Annotated in this window: 16 protein-coding genes; 10 read left to right on the plus strand and 6 right to left on the minus strand. The window is 39.4% G+C overall.

What is annotated here, in order from left to right:
* Positions 1 to 58 precede the first annotated feature (58 nt).
* Complete coding sequence (locus tag R2Q70_RS05995) at positions 59 to 322, minus strand: helix-turn-helix transcriptional regulator (protein ID WP_316806728.1); 264 nt, start codon at positions 320 to 322, stop codon at positions 59 to 61.
* A 253-nt stretch (positions 323 to 575) separates the two neighbouring features.
* Between R2Q70_RS05995 and R2Q70_RS06000 the strand changes: the two genes are divergently transcribed.
* Complete coding sequence (locus tag R2Q70_RS06000; RefSeq protein WP_316806729.1) at positions 576 to 1142, plus strand: fasciclin domain-containing protein; 567 nt, start codon at positions 576 to 578, stop codon at positions 1140 to 1142.
* Between the two features lie 76 nt (positions 1143 to 1218).
* On the opposite strand, the gene R2Q70_RS06005 is transcribed toward R2Q70_RS06000, so the two are convergent.
* Both R2Q70_RS06005 and R2Q70_RS06010 read right to left on the minus strand, forming a co-directional pair.
* Positions 1219 to 1665 (minus strand): GNAT family N-acetyltransferase, encoded by a 447-nt coding sequence (locus R2Q70_RS06005; protein WP_316806730.1) that lies wholly within the window; start codon positions 1663 to 1665, stop codon positions 1219 to 1221.
* Between the two features lie 62 nt (positions 1666 to 1727).
* On the minus strand, positions 1728 to 2450 hold the full coding sequence (locus tag R2Q70_RS06010; protein WP_316806731.1) for an SDR family oxidoreductase: 723 nt from the start codon (positions 2448 to 2450) through the stop codon (positions 1728 to 1730).
* A gap of 180 nt (positions 2451 to 2630) precedes the next feature.
* Here R2Q70_RS06010 and R2Q70_RS06015 point away from each other — a divergent pair, with 180 nt between their 5' ends.
* Positions 2631 to 4151: a choice-of-anchor I family protein gene (locus tag R2Q70_RS06015; RefSeq protein WP_316806732.1), complete on the plus strand. Its 1521-nt coding sequence runs from the start codon at positions 2631 to 2633 to the stop codon at positions 4149 to 4151.
* Positions 4152 to 4292: 141 nt separating this feature from the next.
* The gene (locus tag R2Q70_RS06020; protein ID WP_316806733.1) at positions 4293 to 5648 is read left to right on the plus strand and encodes an ectonucleotide pyrophosphatase/phosphodiesterase; all 1356 of its coding nucleotides are present in this window, start codon (positions 4293 to 4295) and stop codon (positions 5646 to 5648) included.
* Positions 5649 to 5697: 49 nt separating this feature from the next.
* On the opposite strand, the gene R2Q70_RS06025 is transcribed toward R2Q70_RS06020, so the two are convergent.
* A complete protein-coding gene (locus R2Q70_RS06025; RefSeq protein WP_316806734.1) occupies positions 5698 to 6594 on the minus strand; it encodes a helix-turn-helix transcriptional regulator in 897 nt (298 codons plus the stop codon).
* Between the two features lie 250 nt (positions 6595 to 6844).
* Between R2Q70_RS06025 and R2Q70_RS06030 the strand changes: the two genes are divergently transcribed.
* From R2Q70_RS06030 to R2Q70_RS06055, 6 genes are read left to right on the plus strand one after another with little or no spacing between them, the layout of a single operon-like run.
* On the plus strand, positions 6845 to 7684 hold the full coding sequence (locus R2Q70_RS06030; RefSeq protein ID WP_316806735.1) for an aldo/keto reductase: 840 nt from the start codon (positions 6845 to 6847) through the stop codon (positions 7682 to 7684).
* Positions 7685 to 7705: 21 nt separating this feature from the next.
* On the plus strand, positions 7706 to 8689 hold the full coding sequence (locus R2Q70_RS06035; RefSeq protein ID WP_316806736.1) for an aldo/keto reductase: 984 nt from the start codon (positions 7706 to 7708) through the stop codon (positions 8687 to 8689).
* 44 nt (positions 8690 to 8733) lie between these two features.
* The gene (locus R2Q70_RS06040) at positions 8734 to 9858 is read left to right on the plus strand and encodes an aldo/keto reductase (protein WP_316806737.1); all 1125 of its coding nucleotides are present in this window, start codon (positions 8734 to 8736) and stop codon (positions 9856 to 9858) included.
* A 22-nt stretch (positions 9859 to 9880) separates the two neighbouring features.
* Positions 9881 to 10507, plus strand: a complete 627-nt coding sequence (locus tag R2Q70_RS06045) for a flavodoxin (RefSeq protein ID WP_316806738.1) — start codon at positions 9881 to 9883, stop codon at positions 10505 to 10507.
* A gap of 7 nt (positions 10508 to 10514) precedes the next feature.
* Positions 10515 to 11090, plus strand: a complete 576-nt coding sequence (locus tag R2Q70_RS06050; RefSeq protein ID WP_316806739.1) for an NAD(P)H-binding protein — start codon at positions 10515 to 10517, stop codon at positions 11088 to 11090.
* Positions 11091 to 11092: 2 nt separating this feature from the next.
* A complete protein-coding gene (locus R2Q70_RS06055) occupies positions 11093 to 11482 on the plus strand; it encodes a cupin domain-containing protein (protein WP_316806740.1) in 390 nt (129 codons plus the stop codon).
* Positions 11483 to 11492: 10 nt separating this feature from the next.
* Here the strand turns inward: R2Q70_RS06055 and R2Q70_RS06060 are convergent, their stop codons facing one another.
* Together R2Q70_RS06060 and R2Q70_RS06065 are read right to left on the minus strand one after the other, a co-directional pair.
* A complete protein-coding gene (locus R2Q70_RS06060; protein ID WP_316806741.1) occupies positions 11493 to 12557 on the minus strand; it encodes a glycoside hydrolase family 43 protein in 1065 nt (354 codons plus the stop codon).
* 18 nt (positions 12558 to 12575) lie between these two features.
* Entirely contained in the window at positions 12576 to 13400 is an 825-nt protein-coding gene (locus R2Q70_RS06065; RefSeq protein ID WP_316806742.1) for an ATP-binding protein, read from the minus strand.
* A 369-nt stretch (positions 13401 to 13769) separates the two neighbouring features.
* On the opposite strand from R2Q70_RS06065, the gene R2Q70_RS06070 reads away from it, so the two are divergent.
* On the plus strand, positions 13770 to 16595 hold the full coding sequence (locus tag R2Q70_RS06070; RefSeq protein ID WP_316806743.1) for an FAD-binding and (Fe-S)-binding domain-containing protein: 2826 nt from the start codon (positions 13770 to 13772) through the stop codon (positions 16593 to 16595).
* Positions 16596 to 16608 lie beyond the last annotated feature (13 nt).

Here is a 16608-nt window from a genome sequence, read left to right on the forward strand (position 1 = left end):
AATTAAAAGCATTAATTTCTTGTTATACGCTTTGTAAGCATTCGAAATGATTTCCGGTTTAGTTGGCCGAAAAATGCGTATCGAATGCTTCGGTTATTTCTCTTAATTTTTTCAAACTGAAAGAATGTTTGCCCGTTAACCATCTCGAAATTTCATCTGGATTAATATCTACAATTCTGGCAAAATCATTAGCAAGTAGATTTTTCTCTGCCAGTAAATTTGACGTTTGATGCGCTACTTCAAGGTTTTTATTCGTTAATTCTTCAATTGCCGGGTTTCCACTTTCTTCCAACCAAATCGACACAAAGTCATTCTCTTCCATTATTTAATTTTTTATTCAGTTATCCTGATCTTTCCAAAGATTCGGCAAATTTAGAAAAAGTATCAACTTTTAATTGATGTTTTATCAAGATAAGCAATCAGGAAATGATTCAAAATTGCATGTATCAAACAGTATTGTCATTGTTAATGAATTTTAAAAACTTGATAATCAATACGTTATTTTTAATTGTGATTTTGAGAAAACCAGTATTTGGTGCTTATGCGTAAATGAGGACATAACAAAAACAAAAACCATGAAAAAAATTTTCTTATCTGCAGTGGCTATAGTAGCTATTGCTTTCGCAACAAATACAACAGTTCAGGCACAATCAACTGAAAAAACCAAAATGGTAGGCGGAGCAGCCATGTATCCATCAAAAGATATCGTTGATAATGCAGTAAATTCTAAAGATCATACTATTTTAGTGGCAGCAGTTAAAGCGGCAGGTCTAGTAGAAACCCTTAAGAGTGCAGGTCCTTTTACCGTATTTGCACCAACAAACAGCGCATTTGATAAATTGCCAAAAGGTACGGTTGATAATCTGGTAAAACCAGAAAACAAAGCAACCTTAACAAAAATTTTAACTTATCATGTAGTGGCTGGCAACATGGACAGTAAAGCAATTGCTGCAGCAATCAAAGCTGGAAACGGCAAAGCAGAGTTAACAAGCGTAGAAGGTGGTAAACTTTGGGCTTCAATGGATGGCAAGAAATTGGTATTGAAAGATGCAAAAGGCGGAATGAGTACCGTAACAATTGCTGATGTAAATCAAAAAAATGGTGTAATCCATGTAATTGATACCGTATTAATGCCTAACTAATTGGCTCTTAAGCGTAAAAAAAGACCGCTTTGAATGTTCAAAGCGGTCTTTTTTATGTATTGAATGTTCAGATGGTCTACCTATAAAGCATTTCTAAATGCGGTATGCCATCTTCTATAAACTCGATTTCGGTATCTTCAAAACCAAGCCCACTATAAAAGGCTTTGGTGTAAGTTTGTGCACCAATACGAATCGGAACATCTCCAAAAAGCCTCTTGCATTCCGCTATTGCAAGTTTCATTAATATTTTCCCGGCGCCTGTTCCTCTAACTTCAGCACTGGTAATCACCCTGCCAATCGATACTTCGTTAAATGAAAGTCCGGCCGGAACTAATCTGGCATAGGCCACTAAATTTTCTCCATTTAAAAGCATCACATGGTGGCAGTGCTGGTCTTTGTCATCCGCATCCTGATAGAAACACTGCTGTTCAATGATAAAAACTTCGATACGAAGTTTCATGATCTGGTAAAGTTCCTCAGGGCTCAGCTTTGCGAAAGATTTGATGCTGCTCGTGTATTCCATTAACAGGTAATTTTTATTAAAATATTTTAGCCAAAGATAGCCATCGAAATGAATGCCGAAAATTACGGGTTCATCATATTAAAATAATCCTGAATAATCTCATTATTTGCTTTTGTTCGGTCGGCACTTGTACCAAAGGTAAGTTCGGTTTTTCCTTCTTTCAATTGTTCAAAGATGGATGTTACGAAATCGCTTACTTGCGGGAAATCGTTGTGTAAGCCAGCTGCACCTAAATCAGTATTCAAGGCAGGAGGAATCATTTCAATCACTTCAATAGCTGATGATTTTAAGCTGTGTCTTAACGATAGGGTGAAGGAACGCATAAACGCTTTTGTAGCACAATAAACCGGTACTTTTGATAGTGGAATGAACGCCAATCCTGAGGTAACATTGATAATGGTTGTCAGAGCGCTCAATTGCATAAACAATTTTGTTAAATGAACCGGAGCCAAAACATTTGTGGTTAGTTCATCACTTGCCCGATCATAAAAGTCATCATCAGTGATGCTCATCCAATTTTGAATGCCCGCATTGTTGATTAAAACATTTAAATCGCTGTGATGTTGCGAAATCCAGTTAAAAAGTGATATGCGTTCCGCTTCATTCGATAAATCACAGGTTTTAACAATTACTGAAGGATACTGTTCAACTACCTGATTCAACAATTCTTCGCGTCTGCCGCAAATAATCACTTCATTTCCTTCTTTTAAAAATCGTTCGGTAAGTCCTAAGCCTATGCCACTGGCACCGCCTGTTATTAAAATTTTATTGTTTGATAATTTCATCTTCTCTTTTTTTATTCAATTACAAAATTAAGGCTGAATCGTTTTCTAAAATGGTGAGTAGTACAGTTTCTAACGGCCGTTTGTAATACTTCACAATTTCTTAATGATTTGATAACCAGACGGAACTTAAATCCAACGTTGTTCAGTTCTACTTTTGCGATTCAGATATTAATGTAAACCATGAACCGTAAAAAACTTTTTGTTGCCTTGCTAATGGCTGCAGTAGCCATCAGCGCTTGTAAAAAAACCTCAGAACCAATTGACGAATCCGAGCCAATTGTGGCAGAAGATATTGCCAGTTTCAAAGAAACTGCTTCTATTGATTTGGGTGGTGAAACTTCAGCTGAAATTTCTGCATACGACCCCAGTACAAAGAAACTTTTTGTGGTAAGTAATGAGGGTGGCGCAAAGGTTGAGGTATTGGACCTGACCAATTACCCAACGGTTACAAAAGCAAAGACACTTAGCTATCCAAGTAATGCCGGTATCAACAGTGTTGCCGTAAATAATGGCTTGTTAGCCATCGCTTTAGATGGTGCTGATAAACAAGGTAACGGCGATGTGGTGGTTTTAAAAACATCAGATTTATCAGAAGTAAAAAAGATTACAGTTGGCGCAATGCCTGATATGGTTACTTTCAGTCCGGATGGAAATTACATTCTTTCGGCGAATGAAGGCGAGCCAAATGATGATTATACCATCGATCCGATTGGAACGGTTTCGATCATCAATGTAAAATCTAATTACAGCGTTAAAACTTTAGATTTTGCAGGATTTGAATCTCAGAAAGCAGCGCTGGTAGCAGGGGGTTTCAGAATTTATGGACCTAAAGCCAGCTTTGCTCAAGATATCGAACCGGAATACATAACGGTAAGCAGCGATTCGAAAAAAGCCTATGTTACTTTACAGGAAAACAATGGCGTGGCAGAGGTTGATATTGTTTCAGGTACCATCACTAAAATTAATCCTTTAGGAACTAGAGACATCAGCCTTGCTGAAAATGCTTTTGATGTTAGTGACAAGGATAACAAAATTGCATTGGGTACCTGGCCAATTAAAGCCTTTTATCTTCCTGATGCGATTTCGTATTTTACCACAGGCGGCACCTCATATTTAGCTTTGGCTAATGAAGGCGATACCAGGGCCTGGAAAGGTTACGATGAAGAAGCCCGCGTGAAGAGTTTAAAATTAGATCCAGCTAAATTTCCAACTGCTGCCAGCTTACAGCTTGATGCAAACCTGGGTAGATTAACGGTAAGCAAGGCTTTTGGCGATACAGATGGTGATGGAGATTACGATGAACTTTATGCAACCGGTGGAAGAAGTTTGAGTATTCTTAACGCCAGCACAGGGGCTTTAGTTGCCAATATTGGAAAAGATTTGGAGCAGCGTGTAATCGATGCTGGTAAGTACGATGATGAACGATCGGACAATAAGGGTGTGGAAGTGGAAGGCGTAACTGTTGCAGAAGTAAACGGCAGAACGTTGGCATTTATTGGTTTAGAACGTGTAGATATGATTGCAGTTTACGATGTTACCAATCCGGCGTCTGCAAAGTTTGTACAGTTATTCGCCACCGGCGATGCGCCAGAAGGTGTATTGTTTGTTAAACCAAAAGATAGTCCGAATGGCAGAAGCCTTTTGGTTGTAGCCAGTGAGGGCGATGGAACCGTAAAGTTCTTTCAACCCAACAGAATATAACAAATTAAAGCCCCGAGAATATCGGGGCTTTAATTTTTAAGGTCGATTGCTTTGTATTCTTTTCGTTGCCTAACATTTTCTTAATATAAAATGAACATAAAAGGCATTTAGGCTGGATACCTTCGCCCAAAAATACAATTCATGAAAAAGAAGATTGGTGTAATATTTTCATTATTCCTGTTATGGGGATCGGTTTCTGCACAAGAAAACCATGTAGTGTTAATTAGTGTTGATGGTTTGCGTCCGGAGTTTTACATGGATGCACAGTGGGCCATGGTTAATGTTCGCCAGGGCATGAAAACAGGCGCTTACGCAGAAGGTGTTCGCGGAAGTTTTCCAACAGTAACTTATCCCTCTCACACCACCATAGTAAGCGGCGTGTTACCAGCCAAACATGGTATTTATTATAACACACCTGTTGAACCTTTAGGGATTTCGGGCAAATGGTTTTGGTATTACAAGGATATTAAAGTTCCTACCATTTGGACTGCTGCAAAAGAAGCCGGATTAACTACCGCAGGGGTAAGCTGGCCGGTTACAGTGGGTGCACCGATAGATTACAATTTGCCGGAATTTGTCATTCTTCCAAAAGATAAAAGTGAGAAAAAGGATGAGATAAAAGCGATGTACCAGGAGTCGAACCCGAAGCAGCTTTACGAGGAAGTGCAGGATTATGCCATTGGAAAATTTGGCGAATTTGGTGCAACCATTGATTATTCAACCAATGATCAAAACAAAGCCAGGATGGCCGCTTACATTTTAAAAAGGTACAAACCTGCTTTTTTGGCTGTACACATTGCTTTAACTGATCATTTTGAACATGAACAAGGCCGTGATGGCGACAAAGTCAGATCGGCAGTCCAAGGTGCTGATGTGGCCATTAAAACCATTATTGATGCTGCTGAAGCTGCTGGGATTAGCAAGAACACCACATTTATCATTACCGGCGATCATGGCTTTGTTAACATCCATACGCAGTTCAAACCAAATGTAATGCTGGCAAATTTAGGATTGTATGATGATGCTAAGAAAGAAAACTGGAAAGCATATTTTCAACAAAGTGGAGGTTCTGCTTTTTTACACCTCAAAGATGCCAAAGACAAAGCTACGCTTGATAAAATAAGAAAAGGATTAAATGAACTTCCTGTTGGTATACGCAATATGTTTCATGTATTGGATAAAGCTGCCGTTGCCAATGCTAAAGGCGATCCTACAGCGGCTCTGGCGCTCGCAGCGAACCAGGGTTTTAGCTTTGGCGCATCAGCCAAGGGCGATATGCTGGCTTCAGTAAGCGGCGGTACGCATGGCTATCTGCCAACAGATTTTAAAGAGATCCAAACAGGCTTTGTGGCTTTTGGAAAAGGAATTAAATCAGGTACAGTTTTACCATTGATGGGGCAGGAAGATATTGCACCATTAATTGCCAAACTCTTGAATTTGAAACTTCAGACAGATGGTGTCTTATATCCTGGCATTTTAGCACCTGTTAAAAAATAACCAAACAAAGCGCCTTAATGTTTAAGGCGCTTTGTTATTTAAGCCCTTTCTAATTCAAGCTTCTGTATTCATTTGGCGATACGCCAACATACTGCTTAAATGATCTTGAAAAATGCTGCGGATATTTAAAACCAAGTTCATAAGCGATCTCACTTACTGATTTCCGGGTATCGAACATTTTTTCTTTAGCAACATCCATCAGCTTTAACTGAATGTATTCCTGAGCCGATTTTCCGGTATCTTTTTTAATTAAATCGCCAAAATAATTGGCCGATAGGTTGAGTTGTTCAGCACAATAAGCTACGCTGGGCAGGCCTATTGATTGCGGTTTGTCTGATAGCAGATATGAATCAATCAGATTTTCAAAACGCTCCAGGATGCCCTGGTTTGCCGATTCTCTCGTAATGAATTGCCTGTCGTAAAACCTGATACAGTAATTCAATAATAATTCGATATTGGTTGCAATTAATGTTTTGCTGTGTTTATCAATAGATTGATTTAGCTCATACTGAATTTTTAAAAAGCAATCGATTACCAGTTGCCTTTCTTTTTCTGAAAGATGCAGCGCTTCATTTACATCGTATGAAAAAAACGAATAATCATGGATATGCCTGCCCAGGGATGTTCCCTTAATTAATTCCGGATCGAACAATAATGCCCAGCCTTTCGGCTCAAAGGTTTTAACCTTTGGCTGTACACCCAACACTTGCCCGGGTCCAACAAATACTAAAGTTCCTTCCTGGTAGTCGTAATGATTGCGGCCATACTTAAGCTCTCCACAATTCAGCTCTTTCAGGTAAATTGCATATAAACCAAAATTGAATGTTTGTGCCGGCATGGCTTTCGCCTTCGCTAAGTCAATAACCGTAATTAAAGGATGTTGGGTTTCCATGCCCCTCATTTTATTGTATTGATCTACACTTGCAATGTGTACAATGCTTTCCATAATCATAAAATCTTTTGTTAAACAAAAATAACGATTTCACAGCAGCGCACCATGCAATGTGGTCGGTATCAGTAATAATGGTATGAGATGCAGTAATTGGTATAACGATTTGCTCACCAATGATCTCGAACTTTGTCTTATCAATTATCGTAATCCATCACAAGTATAGATAAGGATGCATCTTTGGAGGATAATATCGGGGATTGTTAGGTTTATCTGAGGAATAGTATATAATTTTTAAAAAATAGAAATGAAAAATATCACACTGAATAACGGAATTGAAATGCCAGTTTTAGGATTTGGCGTTTACCAGATTAATGATGCTGCAGCATGCGAAAAGGCTGTGATCGATGCGATTGAAGCGGGTTACAGGTTAATTGATACGGCATCAGCTTACGGCAATGAAGAAGCTGTTGGTAATGCCATTAAAAAAAGTGGTGTTGCCCGGGAAGAATTATTTATCACTACCAAACTTTGGATCTCGGGTGCGGGTTATGATCAGGCTAAAAAAGCTTTTGAAGTTTCCCTGAACAAACTACAGCTCGATTATCTCGATTTATACTTAATTCACCAGCCTTATGGAGATGTTTATGGAAGCTGGAGAGCCATGGAAGGGCTATATAAAGAAGGAAGAATAAGAGCCATTGGCGTGAGCAATTTTCATCCGGATAGAATTATGGATTTGATTGTGCATAACGAAGTTATACCCGCCATTAATCAGATAGAAACACATCCATTCAACCAGCAAATAGAAACACAAAAATTCCTGCAGGAAAACGATGTTCAGATTGAAAGTTGGGGTCCATTTGCAGAAGGAAAAAATGATATGTTCAGTAATGAATTGTTGACTTCTATTGGTGCAAAATATAATAAAAGCGTTGCTCAAATCATTCTACGCTGGTTGATACAAAGAGGCGTAGTAGTTATTCCAAAATCAGTAAAAAAAGAGCGAATTATGGAGAATATCAATGTTTTCGATTTTGAGTTGGCTACTGAAGATATGAACGCAATTATGGCATTGGATACGAAACAAAGCGTGTTTTTTGATCATCGCGATCCTGCAATTGTGAAATGGTTAGGAACAAGATAATCAGCTTAAATAAATAACAAAATGGAAAAAAGAATATTAGGAAACCAGGGATTAGCGGTTTCGGCATTGGGATTAGGTTGTATGGGTTTAACATTTGGTTACGGACCAGCAACAGATGAAACAGAAGCAATAAGTTTAATTAGAAATGCTTTTGATTTAGGCGTTACATTTTTCGATACTGCTGAAGCCTACAGCCAGGGTGGTAACGAGATGCTTTTAGGGAAAGCAGTGCAGCCGTTTAGAGATCAGGTGGTAATTGCCACTAAATTTGGTTTCCAGGATGGCGATGCCACCAAAGGTTTGGATAGTCGCCCGGAAAGAATCCGTCAGGTAGTAGAAAATTCGTTAAAATATTTGCAAACCGATTATATCGATTTACTTTATCAACACAGGGTTGATCCAAACGTACCGATTGAAGAGGTCGCGGGAACTATACAGGAGTTGATTAAAGAAGGTAAAATTAAGCATTGGGGCCTTTCAGAAGCAGGCGTGGAAACCATTCGAAAAGCACATGCTGTTCAGCCAGTGGCGGCCTTACAAAGTGAGTATTCGATGTTTTTCCGTGATGCTGAAAAAGAAATTATTCCAACTCTTGAAGCGTTAGGAATTGGTTTTGTGCCCTTTAGTCCATTAGGAAAAGGATTTTTAACCGGTGCAATCAATGAAACCACGCAGTTTGATAAAGACGATTTCAGAAATATTGTGCCCCGTTTCTCGGAAGAAAACAGAAAGGCTAACCAAACATTGGTTGATTTATTAAAAAACATTGCTAATGAAAAAGAGGCTACGCCGGCACAAATTGCACTGGCCTGGTTACTGGCTCAAAAATCATTTATCGCACCCATTCCTGGAACCACTAAACTACATCGCTTGAAAGAAAATGTTGGCGGTGCGGCTGTTCAGCTTTCGGAGCATGATTTAGCTAAAATCCAGCAATCGCTAACGGAAATCGAAATCGTTGGCGAAAGATATCCACAGCATTTGCAAAACAGGGTAGGGAAATAATCATCAACTCAAATCAGCATAGAAACCGAATTAATTTAAAACACATGGAAAATCAAAATCGCAGAAATTTCCTGAAAGCCGGAACCGTTTTAGGCGGTGCAGCATTGCTTTCTCCGGCATTAAGTTTGGCAGCTTCGCAAGCGCAGGAGAACACCGATAACCTTGACCGTTATCCTTCAGGTTTACAGCGCCGTACTTTGGGTACGGGCAAGAATAGTATTGAAGTATCGGCATTAGGATTAGGTTGCATGGGCATGTCGTGGAACAGGAGTTTTGTTCCTGATCGCAAATACATGATCGAAACCATCAGGAAGGCTTATGAAATGGGCGTGAATTTTTTCGATACTGCCGAGGCTTACGGACCATTTATTAATGAACAATTGGTGGGTGAAGCCATCAAGCCGTTCCGTAAAAAAATCACGCTGTGTAGTAAGTTCGGATTTGAGATTCAGAATGGTAAATTCATTTCGGGTGCTTTAAATAGTAAACCTGCTCACATCAGAGATGTTGTAGAGCAATCTTTGAAACGTTTAAACACTGATGTGATTGATTTGCTTTATCAACACCGCGTTGATCCAAATGTGCCGATGGAAGATGTTGCAGGAACAGTTAAAGATTTGATTAAGGAAGGCAAGGTAAAGCATTTTGGTTTAAGTGAGGCTGGGCCGGAAGACATTAGAAAGGCACACGGTATTCAACCATTAACCGCCATTCAAACGGAATATTCCCTGATGTCGAGAGATCCTGAAAAGGATATTTTTCCGGTTTGTGAAGCGTTGGGAATCGGTTTTGTACCTTACAGCCCTCTGTGTCGGGCATATTTAACAGGTTATATCAATGAAAGAACAACCTACATTGATGGAAACGATAATCGTGGCAGCTTACCACGTTATGCACCAGAAGCAGTAAAAGCAAACTGGCCATTTATTGATGTACTTTCCAAATTTGGAAACGAGAGGGGACTAACCGTGGCACAAGTGGCGCTGGCGTGGTTACTTGCCCAAAAACCATGGATTATTCCTATTCCAGGCACTACAAAACTGGCACATCTTCAGGAAAATTTATGGTCAATAGATTACAAGTTTACTGCCGATGAATTATCACAACTTACTGCTGATGTTTCTAAAATCAAAATTACAGGAACCAGATTAGCACCACCTAAAAAATAAACTATTAACACAACACCATCAAATGAAGGCAATAAACATCATTACTCCGCTGCTCATGTTCTGTATTTTATTTTCCTGCACAAATGCTCAGGAAAAACCTGTTCAAAAAACAATCAGGAGTAAAGGTGTATTGATTGTTTATTTGTCAAGAACGAATAATACTAAAGCCATCGCCGAGATGATTCAGCAGCAGGTTGGCGGAGACTTGGTAGCCATAGAAATGCAGAAGCCTTATCCGGCAGATTATAAAACAACGGTAGCGCAGGTTGCGAATGAGAATGAATCTGGATTTCTTCCCTTACTGAGAACCAAAATTGAAAATATAGATCAGTACGATACCGTTTTTGTAGGTTTTCCAACCTGGGGAATGGCATTGCCACCACCAATGAAAAGTTTTTTACGCCAGTATAACTTCAAAGGAAAAACGATTGTTCCATTTAATACCAACGCAGGCTACGGCATTGGCAGTACTTTTGAAACCGTTAAAACATTGTGCCCAGAAAGTAATATACTCGAGGGTTTTACAACCAAAGGTGGCATAGAAAGAGATGGAGAACTGCTGGCAATCAAAGATGCAAGACGTAAACAAGCGGAACAGGAAGTATTAAGATGGCTTCAGAAAATCAATATCGTAAAACGTAAAAATTAATCTATTGATGAAAAAAGTAATCGTATTTGGTGCAAGCGGTAGCCTTGCTAAAGTTGTAATTGAAGCACTGCAAGTCATTTCGGATATAGAACTTACGTTATTTGTTCGTGATCAGAGAAATTTGTCAAAAGAAATTATCAAAGAAAATCATATTGTAGAAGGTGATGCCATGAATTTTTCAGCTGTAAAACAAGCAGTTGTCGGGCAAGACATTGTTTATGTAAATTTAGCTGGAAATCTCGAAGTGATGGGCAGCAATATCGTAAAGGCAATGGAGGAAACCGGGGTCAAAAGGATTATTGCCATCAGTTCAATTGGTATTTATGAAACACCTTTGAAACCTGTTTTGTTGCCATATCGAAAGCTTGCCGATCTTATTGAAGCTTCAACATTAACCTATACCATTTTGCGGCCAGACTGGTTTACCAACACAGACGAGATCAGTTTTGGATTAACCCAAAAAGGAGAACCAGAGGTTAGTACAGCAATTTCAAGAAAGAGCATTGCCACATTTGTGGCGACAACAATAGAAAATCCCGATTTACATCAAAACGAAAATTTGGGTATCAGTAAACAAATATAATCATGGAAAATTTAATAAATAGTGACTTTACACCTGCGCCAGCATCGTATTTTACCGGAAAAGCATTTCTAAAAACACTTGTTGCAGCCGATGAAATTACGAATTGCAACATCAGTGAGGTGGTTTTTGAGCAAGGTTGCCGAAACAACTGGCATACGCATCCTTCCAACCAGATATTAATTGTGAAAGAGGGGACCTGCTGGTACCAGGAAGAAGGAAAACCGATACAGAAGTTTTCAGCGGGTGAAGCGATTAATATTTTGCCGGGAATAAAACACTGGCATGGGGCTTCGCCAGATGCACCGATGGTTCACTTTGCCATCAATATCAACACTGAAAACGGCATGGTGAATTGGCTTGAGCCTGTAACCGATGCGCAATATCAGGCTTAGCCAGGTTAGTTTATTTGCTGGGAAAAGCTTTTAACAATGCATTGGCTTCGGCAGCTGATAATCTGGAAACACTTCCATGTCGGGCATCATCTGGCATAGAAGTGTTTTTTTCTAATTTCCAGTTAAATAAATCTATCGACGAGGAGATGCCATATCGGTCAACCATCGGGTAATCATACAACAATAGCCAACCATTTTTTAAAGGGTCTTTCATCACGCTCGGTCCTTCGGTAATGGTCGGGGCGATTTGTCCTTTATTCAAAGGTCCTTCGTAAACTTGGTAAGGCCCTTCGATATTTTTGGCCGTTGCCACCCGAATGCCTCGTCTTTCACCAGTTTTTGCGCCAAACTCTTCTTCTTTATGGAAAAGATAGTAAATACCTTTGTGCGTAATCAGCGTTCCATCTATGACCGAGTAGGGCGGATCGAACATTAATTTGGCAGGGCTGAACGATTCCCAATCCTTGGTTTTGCAGTACCATAACCTGCTTTCTTTCCAGCCCGCATCTTTAAAGGTAGATGACCAGAAAATGGTGTATTCCCGTGTTTTTTGATCGTAATAAAATTCCGGTGCCCAGATGTTTCCAACAAAATTTCCCGCATCGTCTTTTACATCTTTCATTAAGTGGATGTATTTTTCAAATTTCCAGCTGATTAAATTTTTGGAGGTGGCATAGGTAACGCTTGGCCCAAAGTTTTTTCTGTTTTCAGTTCCACCACCACCTCCTGTCGCAATCAATCGCCAGGTTCCGTCTGCTCCGCGGTGAATAAATTGATCACGCATAAAACGATCCCAAACTGGTTCGTTGTTATTTAATGCTTCCCAATGGCGACCATCTTTTGATAGCGCAATATGGAGTTTTGCACTCAACATTGGGTTTGGTAAAGGAACTTCTACGGTTTCACCTTTTTCATTAATCTCTATTTTGGTAGGATATCGCTGGCGGAAATACGTTAACATCCATACACTATCAGTTTTAGTGGCTATTCTTTTTATTACGGTTTTTTTGTCTTGTACGAATGAAAGTTGAATAAGCGTAAATAGCAGTAGGGTTAAGGCAAATATTTTTTTCATAGGTGGAAGTCTGATTGGCTAAAAGTCAACTTTGTAAGCAATTACCGAATTGGCATTGAACGTAGGAACGTAAAGCATCTTATTCCATTGATCGTAACAAATGTCTGCCGTATTCATCTTCCCCTGAACATCTAAAAGCTTATGTTTGGTGCCGTCTTTTTGGATATGGTAAATAATTCCGGCCCAGCAGGTTACAAGGAAGTCGCCATTGCCAAGAGGTTCCAAACCATCACCCGATTTTTCCAATCCTTCAGCTATTACCGTTTTGCTTTTATTTTTATCAAATTTAAGGAGTTGAAAACCTGATAAAACATGAAGTTCGTTATTGATAAATTTAATTCCATTGGCTGCGGTTACCTGATCGAGATAAACGCTGCTTTTTCCCTGCGTAATTTGATGAATTTTATTTGTCCGGGTATCAGAAACATAGACTGCTCCTTTTTTATCAATGGCAATGTCGTTAAGGAAAACGGCATCTGACACTTTCACGGTTTCCACTATTTTTGCTGTCTTTAAATCAATAGTGTGTACCACATCCAGATCGGCAACATACAGCTTACCATTATAAGCCGCCATTCCTTTTGGCGCATTCAGGCCAGTAACCCAGGTGGCGTTTTTGATTGTTCCATCTAAATTCAAAATGGCAACACCGCCTTTGCCATCTTTCACATTTCCCTCGCCATCGATAAGAGAAACGTATAGTTCTTTTTTATCTGTTCTGTAAACTACTGATTCTGTCACCGGAAGCTGTTTTGTTGATTCCCACTCTTTTTTCAAACTGATGGTTTGTGCATCGATTTGATTTGAAAGAAGAATGCAAATAAATAAAAAGAAATTTTTCATAAGGATTTAGCTAAAGGATGATCAAGCAAATTAGCCAATTTAACAAAGGGATACAAATTGTTATCAAAATCACCTCCTGACGTGTCGCTAACCTCACAAGGTGATATGCCATAAAAACCAGGCCATAAATTTTGAAAATAAATCAAGCTGCTAATACCTTTTCAGGTTTAATAACAAAGGTTAAGGTGATCATTCTGAAAAAGGATAAATTTGAAGATTGGTCAACCATTCCAACGATATCACTATTACAACCAAAGCCAAAAATTCTTTCGATGAAAAACTCAGGGTGATTAAACTAAACATCCTTTTTTATTGCACGAATGTTTAAGCTATCTTTGTTTTCCATAGAAAATTATCCTGGATAAATTGATGAACGAGATTGGAAAACTGCTTAGCAAAATAATTGCTGAAGATCGTGTTAAAACAAGATTAATTGATTTGGTTTCTTATGCCTCGGATGCGGGGTTTTATTACCTTCGGCCTAAAGCGGTCGTTCAGCCAATAGCTATAGATGAAGTGATTGCTCTTTTTGCGTTTTCGCATCAAAATCAAATTCCAATCACTTTTCGCACGGCAGGTACCAGTCTCTCAGGACAATCTGTTTCTGATGGTATTCTCGTAGACTTAAGCCAGTATTGGAATTTGGTTAGGGTTGAGCACAATGGTGCACAGGTTCGGGTACATCCGGGTGTTACAGGTTCGGTAGTTAATTCAGAACTCAAAAAATACGGTAAAAAAATAGGTCCTGACCCGGCAAGCATTAACTCGGCCATGATGGGAGGCATTCTTTCCAATAACGCCAGTGGAATGTGCTGTGGTGTAAGTAAAAATTCTTACCATACCTTGAAATTTATCAGGTTTGTGCTTCCTAACGGCAAGCAATATACAACGGAACAAGCCGGAGATTATCAACGTTTCGAGTTTGAATGTCCAGAACTTTTCAATGGTATACGATCATTAAAAGAAGAAATTACCACTAACCCGGAAATTTTTGAGCTGATCAGAAACAAGTATAAAACTAAAAATACGGTCGGTTATTCGGTAAATGCTTTTATCGATTATGAACATCCTTTAGATATTTTGGCGCATGTACTTGTTGGTGCTGAAGGAACTTTAGGTTTTATTGCGGAAGCCGTACTTCACACTGTTGATGATTATCCACGAAAAACTACAGCGTTATTATATTTTCCAAATATTTTTGCCGCTTGTAATGCCATCGTGCCCTTAACAATTTCAGGTGCGGAGGCCGTTGAATTAATGGATCGTGCTTCGTTACGTTCGGTTGAAGATATTAAGGGTGTTCCATCTGTACTGAAATCGCTGCCCGAAGAAGCTGCGGTACTTCTGGTAGAATATCAGGATCATACCCAGGCTCAACTCGACGCAAAATCGGCACAATTTCTTTCAGTTGTAGATCAGTTAGCGCTGATGTTTGCACCTGAGTTTACGAATGATCCGGTAGAGCAGGCTTTTTTGTGGAAGATCAGGAAAGGTATGTTCCCTTCAGTAGGTTCGGTTAGGGCAAGTGGAACAACCGTTATTTTAGAAGATATTGCCGTTCCTGTAGCCGAATTGGGCAATGCCATTTTGGATTTACATGGATTGTTTAGCAAATATCAGTACGACAACGCGATTATATTTGGTCATGCAAAAGACGGCAACATCCACTTTGTGGTTACCCAGGCATTCGATACCACAGCTGAAATTACGCGGTATAACAACTTTTTAAATGAAGTTGTAGTGCTTGTTACCGAGAAGTATAAAGGTGCGCTAAAAGCAGAACACGGGACAGGGAGAAATATGGCGCCCTTCGTTGCAACCGAGTGGGGCGAAGGAATATACCAGGTGATGAAAGCCTTGAAGGATTTGATTGACCCACATCATCTTTTAAATCCAGGTGTGATTATTAATGAAGATAAAAATGCCCATATCAAAAATTTGAAAGATCTGCCTCAGGTAGAGGAAGAGGTTGATAAGTGTATGGAATGTGGTTTTTGCGAATATAAATGTCCAAGCAGAAACATTACCCTAACCCCACGCAGGCGCATTGTAGTAAGAAGGGAATTGTTGAAGTTAAAACGAAATAACGAAAACAGTAGCTACAAAGAATTGCTTGATGAATATCAATATGATGGTTTAGATACCTGCGCCGTTGATGGGTTGTGTGCTACTGCTTGTCCTGTTGACATTAATACGGGTTCGTTAGTAAAGCGTTTAAGGAGAGAAAACCACAGCAAGTTTGCAAACGGACTGGCCTTAACTATTGCTAAAAACTTTAAACCGGTAACATCGGTCGTTAAACTCGGGATTACGGTAGCTTCAGGCATTAATAACGTTTTTGGTGCAAATGCAATGACTAATCTTACCAAAGGGTTTAAGAAAATCATTCCTGGCGTACCTTTATGGTCAAACCAGATTGTACCCACCCAATCATTTGCACAATATCAGCATAAAATAAACGCACAAAATGCGCCATCAGTAGTATACTATCCCACCTGTATCAGCAGAACGATGGGTGGAACGCTAGAAGGACAAAAAAATATCATTGAAACTTTTATAACAGTTTCTAAAAAGGCGGGCATCGATTTTAAAATTCCTGATAACATTGCAGGCACTTGTTGCGGGCAGATTTTTTCTTCGAAAGGTTTTAACGATGCTTTCCGTTTTACGGTGAATGATACCATCAGCAAATTATGGGAGTGGAGCGGAAACGGGAAAAGTCCGGTTGTACTTGATATTACTTCCTGCACTTATACCTTGCAAGAATGCAGACCATCCTTAACAGATGAAAACAAAAGGAAGTTTGATGCGCTAATCATCATCGACAGTGTGGACTACATTTTAGATTACGTGCTTCCGCATGCTAAAATTCTCAAAAAGAAAGATAGAGTTGCATTGCATCCCGTTTGTTCATTACAGAAGATGGGATTGGAAGGTAAATTTGTAAAAATCGCGAACCAATTGGCCAATGAAGTGATGATGCCGCTCCACGCAGGTTGCTGCGGCATGGCCGGAGACCGGGGGTTCTTATTTCCTGAATTAACTGCATCAGCCACGCTTCCAGAAGCCAATGAAGTTAAAAAAGCTGAGTATGATGGTTATTATTCTTCGGGCAAAACTTGTGAAATTGCCATGTCTGAAGCGGTAGGAAAAAACTATGAATCTATCGTTTACATGCTCGATGAATGTATATAAAACAATTGCAAAT

Source organism: Pedobacter agri, assembly GCF_032678665.1.
GTDB classification, from domain to species: domain Bacteria; phylum Bacteroidota; class Bacteroidia; order Sphingobacteriales; family Sphingobacteriaceae; genus Pedobacter; species Pedobacter agri_A.